Origin of the sequence: Paenibacillus nuruki (assembly GCF_963311185.1) — a bacterium.
In the GTDB taxonomy this organism is placed as follows: Bacteria; Bacillota; Bacilli; order Paenibacillales; family Paenibacillaceae; genus Saccharibacillus; species Saccharibacillus nuruki.
This window is the reverse complement of sequence record NZ_OY725677.1, coordinates 4,162,073-4,172,500: the sequence shown is the minus strand read 5'-3', so window position 1 is coordinate 4,172,500 and position 10,428 is coordinate 4,162,073. Positions and strand designations below refer to the sequence as shown.

Here is a 10,428-nt window from a genome sequence, read left to right as displayed (position 1 = left end):
TAAGCAAGCTGTGATCCGGGGATGTCCGAATGGGGAAACCTAACTGGATTCATCTCCAGTTACTCACACCTGAATACATAGGGTGTGCAGAGGCAGACGAGGGGAACTGAAACATCTAAGTACCCTCAGGAAAAGAAAACAAGAGTGATTCCGTCAGTAGCGGCGAGCGAACGCGGAACAGCCCAAACCAAGAAGCTTGCTTTTTGGGGTTGTGGGACGTCTCTTTGGAGTTACAAAGGAATGAGGTAGGCGAAGAGGTCTGGAAAGGCCCGCAAGACAAGGTGAAAGCCCTGTAGCTTAAATCTCATTCTCTCCGAGACGGATCCCGAGTAGTGCGGGGCACGTGAAACCCCGTATGAATCTGCCAGGACCATCTGGTAAGGCTAAATACTCCCTAGCGACCGATAGTGAAGCAGTACCGTGAGGGAAAGGTGAAAAGGACCCCGGAAGGGGAGTGAAATAGAACCTGAAACCGTGTGCTTACAAAAAGTCAGAGCCCTATTAATGGGTGATGGCGTGCCTTTTGTAGAATGAACCGGCGAGTTACGTTCCCGTGCAAGGTTAAGGTGAAAAGCCGGAGCCGCAGCGAAAGCGAGTCTGAATAGGGCGACTAAGTACGTGGACGTAGACCCGAAACCAGGTGATCTACCCCTGTCCAGGGTGAAGGTACGGTAACACGTACTGGAGGCCCGAACCCACGCACGTTGAAAAGTGCGGGGATGAGGTGGGGGTAGCGGAGAAATTCCAATCGAACCTGGAGATAGCTGGTTCTCCCCGAAATAGCTTTAGGGCTAGCCTCGGAAGTTGAGTCGTGGAGGTAGAGCACTGATTGGATGCGGGGCCCGCAAGGGTTACCAAGTTCAGTCAAACTCCGAATGCCACAGACTTTATTCCGGGAGTCAGACAGTGAGTGCTAAGATCCATTGTCGAAAGGGAAACAGCCCAGACCATCAGCTAAGGTCCCCAAGTGTGTGTTAAGTGGGAAAGGATGTGAAGTTGCACAGACAACCAGGATGTTGGCTTAGAAGCAGCCACCATTGAAAGAGTGCGTAATAGCTCACTGGTCGAGTGACTTTGCGCCGAAAATGTAACGGGGCTAAACACACCACCGAAGCTATGGCTTGATACTTTGTATCAGGGGTAGGGGAGCGTTGAATGAAGATTGAAGGTGTACCGCAAGGAGCGCTGGACCTCATTCAAGTGAGAATGCCGGTATGAGTAACGAAAAGATCAGTGAGAATCTGATCCGCCGAAAACCCAAGGATTCCTGAGGAAGGCTCGTCCTCTCAGGGTAAGTCGGGACCTAAGGCGAGGCCGAAAGGCGTAGTCGACGGACAACAGGTTGAAATTCCTGTACCACCGAAAGCCGTTATGAGCAATGGGATGACGCAGGAGGATAGTGACGCGGACTGATGGATGTCCGTTCAAGCAGTGAGGCTGGTATGTAGGCAAATCCGCATATCGCAAGGCCAGGCTGTGATGAGGAGCGAAAATTGTAGTAGCGAAGGTCATGATTTCACACTGCCAAGAAAAGTCTCTAGCCAGGAAGCAGGTGCCCGTACCGTAAACCGACACAGGTGGGTGAGAAGAGAATTCTAAGGCGCGCGGAAGAACTCTCGTTAAGGAACTCGGCAAAATGACCCCGTAACTTCGGGAGAAGGGGTGCCCCGGTAGTGTGAATAGCACGAGGGGGCCGCAGTGAAAAGGCCCAAGCGACTGTTTAGCAAAAACACAGGTCTGTGCGAAGCCGCAAGGCGAAGTATACGGGCTGACGCCTGCCCGGTGCTGGAAGGTTAAGGGGAGTGGTTAGCGCAAGCGAAGCTATGAACCGAAGCCCCAGTAAACGGCGGCCGTAACTATAACGGTCCTAAGGTAGCGAAATTCCTTGTCAGGTAAATTCTGACCCGCACGAATGGCGTAACGATTTGGGCGCTGTCTCAACGAGAGATCCGGTGAAATTTTAATACCTGTGAAGATGCAGGTTACCCGCGACAAGACGGAAAGACCCCATGGAGCTTTACTGCAACTTGATATTGAACTGGGGTGCGATTTGTACAGGATAGGTGGGAGCCGTAGAAACCGGAGCGCAAGCTTCGGTCGAGGCGCCGTTGGGATACCACCCTGATCGCATTTGAGTTCTAACCTCGTACCGTGATCCGGTACAGGGACCGTGTCAGGTGGGCAGTTTGACTGGGGCGGTCGCCTCCTAAAGTGTAACGGAGGCGCCCTAAGGTTCCCTCAGAATGGTTGGAAATCATTCGAAGAGTGTAAAGGCATAAGGGAGCTTGACTGCGAGACAGACACGTCGAGCAGGGACGAAAGTCGGGCTTAGTGATCCGGTGGTACCGCATGGAAGGGCCATCGCTCAACGGATAAAAGCTACCCTGGGGATAACAGGCTTATCTCCCCCAAGAGTCCACATCGACGGGGAGGTTTGGCACCTCGATGTCGGCTCATCGCATCCTGGGGCTGAAGTAGGTCCCAAGGGTTGGGCTGTTCGCCCATTAAAGCGGTACGCGAGCTGGGTTCAGAACGTCGTGAGACAGTTCGGTCCCTATCTGTCGTGGGCGTAGGAAATTTGAGAGGAGCTGTCCTTAGTACGAGAGGACCGGGATGGACGCACCGCTGGTGTACCAGTTGTTCCGCCAGGAGCATCGCTGGGTAGCTACGTGCGGAAGGGATAAGCGCTGAAAGCATCTAAGCGTGAAGCCCCCCTCAAGATGAGATTTCCCAGTATGTAAGACCCCTTGTAGACGACGAGGTTGATAGGTTGGGGGTGGAAGTGCCGCAAGGCATGGAGCTGACCAATACTAATCGGTCGAGGGCTTATCCAAAATCTACAAACGCGATGTTTCAGTTTTCGGATTCAGTTTTCAGGGAGCAACACCAGCCTGACTGTTTGGTAATGATGGCGGAGGGGTTCCACACGTACCCATCCCGAACACGACCGTTAAGCCCTCCAGCGCCGATGGTACTTGGACCGCAGGGTCCTGGGAGAGTAGGACGTTGCCAAGCAACGAGCAAGACCCAAAGAGTGATTCCTGTTTACAGGAGTCGCTCTTTTTTTGCTTTGTTTTTATAGATTTCGTTTGTTTTTATAGACTTTAAAGGATAGGTAAGGCAGACTAGAACTCCAACAGCATCTATACCCTTTGGTTTTAGAGGATGGGTAGAGATATACCCATCTGAGCTACACCGGCATATGGTGGTGGAGATTGACGGGATCGAACCGCGGATTCCAACGGCAACGGGTTAGGGCAATCTCTTCTCTGTATCGATATGTAGATGTAGAGGATTTAATTTTATAGAAGAGTGTGAGATTCGGGTATAAACCGCTTGAGATAGATTGTACGGACTACATTCTAAGAATATCTAAGTGATCTTTTAGCTATACTTGGTTTGAACAGCGTTTAAAATATATCCAAATGATTAGTACACGTTGCGTTTGAATTCTATTAACTTTTACTTTCGATTAAATATAGAGAGTACGAATAAAACTTAGATTATATATAGACAAAATGAGCTTTTCACAAAATACTTATATTGCTTTTAGTTGATAAATAAGGAAAAAAATGCTTGAGTGTCTCTATTGGATGGACATTAGTTTGCGGGGAGAAGTCAAATCAAGATAATGCTTTAACATTCTTGACAGTCTATAATACGCTTTGCTAAGATTGCAATAATATATTTTCAGAAACTGTTGCAGAAACTAATTCTAAGCTATTTTAACGCCTTATTTGTGTAAGGTTTTTTTATTATAGAATGAAAAAGAATAAGGGAGGAACATCCTTGTGTGGGAAACAAAATTTGCTAAAGAGGGACTAACATTTGACGATGTATTGTTGGTACCCCGTAAGTCTGAAGTTTTACCAAAAGAGGTAAGTGTCGCTACTGTTCTTAGTAAGCATGTGAAATTGAATATTCCTTTAATTAGTGCAGGAATGGATACAGTCACCGAAGCTGCTCTAGCTATTGCTATGGCTCGTGAAGGCGGTATCGGTATCATTCACAAAAACATGTCTGTCGAACAACAAGCAGAAGAAGTAGATCGTGTAAAACGTTCTGAAAGTGGTGTTATCACTAATCCATTTTCTTTGACACCCGATAAAAAAGTATCTGATGCAGAAGCAGTTATGGCAAAATACCGTATCTCTGGTGTACCTATCGTAGATGAGAATAATACTTTAGTCGGTATTATCACCAACCGTGATCTACGTTTTATTCATGACTATAATATTGATATTACAGAAGTTATGACTAGTGAAAAATTGGTTACTGCTCCTGTAGGCACTACTTTACAAGAAGCAGAAGTACTATTGCAACAACACAAAATCGAAAAATTACCTTTAGTAGATGAAAACAATATTCTTAAAGGTCTTATTACGATTAAAGATATCGAAAAAGCAATTCAGTTCCCTAATGCAGCGAAAGATGCTCAAGGTCGTCTATTAGTAGGTGCGGCTATTGGTGTATCTCAAGATTCCTTTGTACGTGCTGAAGCATTAGTAAATGCAGGTGTTGATTTGTTAGTCGTCGATTCTGCTCATGGCCATCATATTAATATTCTAGATGCTGTCCGCAAACTACGCTCGATGTTCCCTGAACTTACAATTGTAGCAGGTAATGTAGCAACAGGTGAAGCGACTCGTGATCTCATTCAAGCAGGAGCTTCTGTAGTTAAAGTAGGAATTGGTCCAGGTTCGATCTGTACCACACGCGTTATTGCAGGTATTGGTGTACCTCAAATCACAGCTATTTACGATTGTGCAACAGTAGCTCGTGAATATGGTATTCCTATTATTGCTGATGGTGGTATCAAGTATTCTGGAGAAATCACTAAAGCTTTGGCTGCTGGTGCTGATGCAGTTATGTTAGGAAGTCTATTTGCAGGAACAGAAGAAAGCCCGGGCGAGTCTGAAATTTATCAAGGTCGCCGCTTTAAAGTATATCGCGGTATGGGTTCTATGGCTGCGATGAAACAGGGAAGTAAAGATCGTTATTTCCAAGATGACGATAAAAAACTTGTTCCTGAAGGTATCGAAGGACGTGTCGCTTATAAAGGGCCATTGTCTGAAACGATTCATCAGTTGATCGGTGGTCTTCGTTCGGGTATGGGTTATTGTGGTACAGCTAACCTTGATGAATTGCGTAACGATACACAATTTATCCGTATTACAGGTGCAGGATTGCGTGAAAGCCATCCACATGATATCCAAATTACCAAAGAAGCGCCTAACTATTCGATGTAAGTTAGATCCATTTAACATTTTAACTAAATGTAACTAATCTTAAGATTAAATTACAATATAATAAGCTAGAAATGAGCAAAAGGAGAAGGATTTGATATCTTCTCCTTTTACATTTTAATTGACGTTTAGACAAGCTTGTGATTTTAAGACAAGCTTGTCTTTTTTTGCGTTTAACCGTATGTTAAAATGAGAAAGTCATTGCGATATTCGGTAATTTGTAGTCTAAACCTCTATATGGCAATACATAATGACCAGGAACAAGAAATTGTAGAGAATGATATGATTGTATTGGATTGTATGACTATGTTTGAATTTAATTTAGGTTAAATTATATCGTTCATATAACTGTAAGCTACTTGGTTGGAATAGACTCTTTATAAGTCTGGTCATTGTAAGTGATAGCAGGCTTATTCGGAGTATAACTGTAATGAAGTAGCGGGAGTCTTTTGAACACGATTTACATGCTTAAACATTTGAGGGGAGCATCAGCACATTGAAACGCAACAAAGGGTTGGAAAAAGGGATTTGGAATAAGTCGAAACGTCAAATGGTTAAACAGGGAATTACAGTTCTGATGTTGGCAAATATGTTCTGTATGGCAGTCGTTCCTACAGTTACATTAGCTGCAGCCGCTGCTACAGATTCGAAGAGTACGACAACAGATAGTAAATCTACAGCAGCGACTTCAAATGCTACCGGGAAATTACCAACAGCTGAATCACTTGGGCTGGATGTAAAATCCGCAGTATTGATGGAAGCTTCTACAGGTAAGATTTTATTATCTATTAATGCAGATGAAGCTTTGCCACCTGCTAGTATGTCCAAAATGATGACAGAGTATCTGGTATCTGATTATGTAAAACAAGGTAAAATTAAATGGGACGATGTTGTCACAGTATCTGAAAATGCTGCTGCTCAAATCGGATCACGCGTATTTTTGGCTAAAGGCGATAAGCATACAGTACTTGATCTGTATAAAGCGATGGCTATAGGATCAGCCAATGATGCTTCAGTAGCATTAGCAGAATTTATTGGTGGAACAGAGCAAGATTTTGTTAAAATTATGAATGAAAAAGCAAAAGAGTTTGGGATGAAAACAGCTCATTTTGCTAACTCTACAGGTTTAGACATTGCAGATATGCCTGCTGCGACAAGACCGGATTCGGATCAAGAAACAATTATGTCTGCAATGGATACAGCGTTATTAGCTCAACATATTGTCGATGATCATCCTGACTTTAACGATGTTACTAAAATTCAATCGTTTAAATTCCGTCCAACAGACAAAGATCCTGTTGTGAACTGGAACTGGATGTTAGAATCGAATGCTTCTATTACTAACTTTAAAGCTTATGCTTATAAAGGATTAGATGGTCTAAAAACAGGTCATACGAATGCAGCAGGACAATGCTTTACAGGTACAGCTGAACGTAATGGTATGCGTCTGATTAGTGTAGTCATGGGTACGACATCCGAACCTGAACGCTTTATTCAAACGAAAAAAATCCTTGATTATGGATTTGATAACTTTGAAGTGAAGCAAGTCGTTGGAGCTAAAGCGGCTGTATCTGGACTAGCATCACTTCCAGTAGTGAAAGGAACGGCTAAAGAAGTGGGTGTTGTTACAGATGCTGCTGTTAATGTGGTTGTTCCTAAAGGTACAACACCTAAAAACGTAACGTATACTGTAGCTCCTGCTAATGAAGCAGCACGTACTGCACCGATCGAAGCAGGCAAAGCATTAGGAACGATTACGTATACGTATAAAGATTCTAATATGCCTGAAGATCAAGTAGAAACAGTGAATTTGATTGCGGCAGAGCCTGTTGAAAAAGGAAGTTGGATTCGATTGTTTTTCCGTGCGATCGGAGAATTGTTTGTTGATTTATTCGATTCTGCTAAAAATATGTTTTAATAGATAAAAGTTGCGTAACTACAATACGGATGATCCTATCAAATGTATTGTATATTCAATAGCTCTACTGTAAAATGATGAGTTAGATTCTGTCTCAAATTTAGCGATGAATTTGAGAAATAAGCATCCAGTTATTTATGATTCCTTATGGAGTATAAATAGTCTTTGTAATCGAAGAATAATCTTATGTTATATATCGAATTCAGGGGGCATGAACATGGAAACCGGTACATCAAGAGTTAAAAGAGGTATGGCAGAAATGCAAAAAGGCGGCGTCATTATGGACGTCATGAATGCAGAGCAAGCTAAAATTGCAGAAGCTGCTGGTGCTACAGCAGTTATGGCTCTTGAACGTGTGCCTTCTGATATTCGCGCCGCTGGTGGCGTAGCTCGTATGGCTGATCCAACGATCGTAGAAGAAGTTATGAAAGTTGTATCCATTCCAGTAATGGCTAAGTCTCGTATCGGTCATTATGTAGAAGCTAAAGTATTAGAATCACTAGGCGTAGATTATCTGGATGAGAGTGAAGTTTTGACTCCAGCGGATGAAGTTTTTCATATTGATAAACATGAATTTACAGTTCCTTTTGTCTGCGGTGCTAAAGATTTGGGAGAAGCTCTTCGTCGTATTGGTGAAGGCGCATCTATGATTCGTACTAAAGGTGAGCCAGGAACAGGTAATATTGTAGAAGCTGTTCGTCATATGCGCTTTATCAATAGCCAAATTCGTAAAGTAACGAATATGTCTAAAGATGAATTGTATGCTGAAGCTAAAAACCTTGGTGTTTCTTACGATCTATTGGTAGGTGTACACGAAGCAGGTAGCCTTCCAGTCGTTAACTTTGCAGCAGGCGGCATTGCAACTCCATCAGATGCAGCGTTAATGATGTATTTGGGAGCAGACGGAGTCTTTGTAGGTTCAGGTATTTTCAAATCAGATAGCCCTGAGAAATTTGCACGTGCTATCGTTGAAGCAACTACACATTATGATGATTATAAATTGATTGCTGAAGTATCCAAAAACTTGGGTGCTCCTATGAAAGGTATCGAAATCTCTAAATTAGCTCCTTCAGAACGTATGCAGGATCGCGGCTGGTAAGAAAGAAGGTAGACCATGAAGATTGGTGTATTGGCATTACAAGGCGCTGTTGCAGAGCATCTGAGAAGTCTTCAGTTAGCTGGCGCAGAAGCGATCAGCATCAAACGTACCGAGCAACTTGAAGAGATAGACGGATTGGTTATCCCTGGTGGTGAAAGTACAACGATCGGTAAGCTGATGCGGAAGTATGGGTTTATCGAAGCCATTCAGCAATTTTCGGAACAAGGAAAACCATTGTTTGGAACTTGTGCGGGTCTGATTGTATTATCAGAACGAATTGCTGGGCAGGATCAACCGCATCTTTCTTTGATGGATATGACGGTTTCTCGTAATGCTTTTGGGAGACAGCGGGAAAGCTTTGAAACAGATCTTGATGTGGTTGGGATTGATGAACCTATTCGAGCTGTGTTTATCCGTGCGCCGCTTATCCAAGAAGTTGGAGAACAGGTGCAAGTACTGTCTACGTATCAAGATGAGATTGTAACAGCTAGACAAGGTCATTTGTTAGCTTGTTCTTTTCATCCCGAATTAACCGATGATTATCGACTGCATCAGTATTTCGCAGACATGGTGCAGGAACATATCGCTAATCAATAATTAAATGCTGTAATGATCCAAAGCGTTAAAATCCATTACACCTTAACTCTTGGCAGCTTCTGTGATTAGAAATACCTTCTAATGCAGATTGCGGCAAGTTCTCACTTGCCCGGTATAAAGCATTCACTCTTTTTGTAAAAGAATGAAGCTTGACGGCGGAAAAGAGAACCAGGAGTTAAGGTTATTTTCATTAGGAGGGTTTATAGATGTTAGACGTAAAGATATTACGTAATGACTATGCACGCGTAGAACAAGCACTACAAAGCCGTGGCAAATCATTAGATTTGATCGCAGAATTCCCTGCACTTGATTCTAAGCGTCGTGAATTATTGCAAGAAACAGAATTACTTAAAAATCGCCGTAATGTAGTATCTGGTGATGTGGCTAAACGTAAAAAGAATAAAGAAGATGCGGAAGAATTGATTCTTGAAATGCGTGAAGTATCTGATCGAATTAAAGGATTAGATGAAGAAATTCGCCAGTTGGAAGCGCAAATCGATATGATGATGCTATCTATTCCTAATATTCCTCATAGCAGTGTACCTGTAGGTGCTTCTGAAGAGGATAATGTGGAGATTCGTCGTCATGGCGATCCGCGTGAATTTGCTTTTACACCGAAAGCGCATTGGGATGTAGCACAAGATCTAGATATTATCGATTTTGAAGCTGCTGCTAAAGTAACAGGTTCACGTTTTGCTTTTTATAAAGGATTTGGAGCTAGACTAGAACGTGCATTGATTAACTTTATGATGGATCTGCATAGCAGTGAGCATGGTTATGAAGAGATCTTACCTCCTTATATCGTAAATAAAGATAGTCTTGTAGGTACAGGACAACTGCCTAAGTTTGAAGAAGATTTATTTAAATTAAATGATACAGAATACTATTTGATCCCTACAGCAGAAGTACCGGTGACGAATTATCATCGTGAAGAGATTTTGCCAGTAGATCAATTACCAAAACATTATGTTGCGTATAGCTCTTGTTTCCGTTCTGAAGCAGGTGCTTCTGGTCGTGATACTCGTGGATTGATTCGTCAACATCAATTTAACAAAGTTGAAATGATCAAAATCGTACAACCTGAGACATCTTATGATGAATTAGAAAAAATGACTGCTAATGCAGAGCGTGTATTACAGTTATTAGGTCTGCCTTACCGTGTACTTGCTCTATGTACGGGTGATATGGGCTTCACAGCGGCTAAAACGTATGATTTGGAAGTATGGTTGCCTGAGAGTAACATGTACCGTGAAATCTCTTCTTGCTCGAATGTAGAGGATTTCCAAGCGCGTCGTGCAAATATCCGTTTCCGCCAAGATACTAAGAGTAAGCCAGAATTTTTGCATACGTTAAATGGATCAGGATTGGCTGTAGGTCGTACGGTTGCAGCGATTCTAGAAAATTATCAGCAAGAAGATGGCAGTGTAATTATCCCTGAAGTATTACGTCCATATATGCGTGGAGCAGAGGTTATTACAAGCAAAAAATAATTTTTAAATCTTTTTTGATAAAAAGCTTGTCAAATCTTAAAATCCATGATATGATATTTATGTTGTGCAAGATTGATA

At 42.8% G+C, this 10,428-nt stretch carries 5 protein-coding genes and 2 rRNA genes (1 of these 7 running past the window's edge); all 7 read left to right on the top strand.

The features are described from left to right. A 23S ribosomal RNA gene (locus RCP16_RS18470) occupies window positions 1–2,834 on the top strand; it begins 89 nt to the left of the window's first position. A gap of 64 nt (window positions 2,835–2,898) precedes the next feature. Continuing rightward, a 5S ribosomal RNA gene (gene rrf / locus RCP16_RS18465) occupies window positions 2,899–3,015 on the top strand. A 776-nt stretch (window positions 3,016–3,791) separates the two neighbouring features. Then, on the top strand, window positions 3,792–5,249 hold the full coding sequence (gene guaB / locus RCP16_RS18460) for an IMP dehydrogenase (RefSeq protein WP_137225807.1): 1,458 nt from the start codon (window positions 3,792–3,794) through the stop codon (window positions 5,247–5,249). Window positions 5,250–5,796: 547 nt separating this feature from the next. After that, window positions 5,797–7,164: a D-alanyl-D-alanine carboxypeptidase family protein gene (locus RCP16_RS18455; RefSeq protein WP_137225825.1), complete on the top strand. Its 1,368-nt coding sequence runs from the start codon at window positions 5,797–5,799 to the stop codon at window positions 7,162–7,164. Between the two features lie 217 nt (window positions 7,165–7,381). Further along, window positions 7,382–8,263: a pyridoxal 5'-phosphate synthase lyase subunit PdxS gene (gene pdxS / locus RCP16_RS18450; RefSeq protein WP_069328941.1), complete on the top strand. Its 882-nt coding sequence runs from the start codon at window positions 7,382–7,384 to the stop codon at window positions 8,261–8,263. 15 nt (window positions 8,264–8,278) lie between these two features. Beyond that, a complete protein-coding gene (pdxT, locus tag RCP16_RS18445; RefSeq protein WP_069328940.1) occupies window positions 8,279–8,860 on the top strand; it encodes a pyridoxal 5'-phosphate synthase glutaminase subunit PdxT in 582 nt (193 codons plus the stop codon). 206 nt (window positions 8,861–9,066) lie between these two features. Then, window positions 9,067–10,350 (top strand): serine--tRNA ligase, encoded by a 1,284-nt coding sequence (gene serS, locus RCP16_RS18440; protein ID WP_069328939.1) that lies wholly within the window; start codon window positions 9,067–9,069, stop codon window positions 10,348–10,350. Window positions 10,351–10,428: the final 78 nt, after the last annotated feature.

Bases quoted from the DNA above. Each gene is read 5' to 3' on its own strand.
- serS (WP_069328939.1), top strand. From the start codon at position 9,067: ATGTTAGACGTAAAGATATTACGTAATGACTATGCACGCGTAGAACAA.
- RCP16_RS18455 (WP_137225825.1), top strand. From the start codon at position 5,797: ATGGTTAAACAGGGAATTACAGTTCTGATGTTGGCAAATATGTTCTGT.
- pdxS (WP_069328941.1), top strand. From the start codon at position 7,382: ATGGAAACCGGTACATCAAGAGTTAAAAGAGGTATGGCAGAAATGCAA.
- pdxT (WP_069328940.1), top strand. From the start codon at position 8,279: ATGAAGATTGGTGTATTGGCATTACAAGGCGCTGTTGCAGAGCATCTG.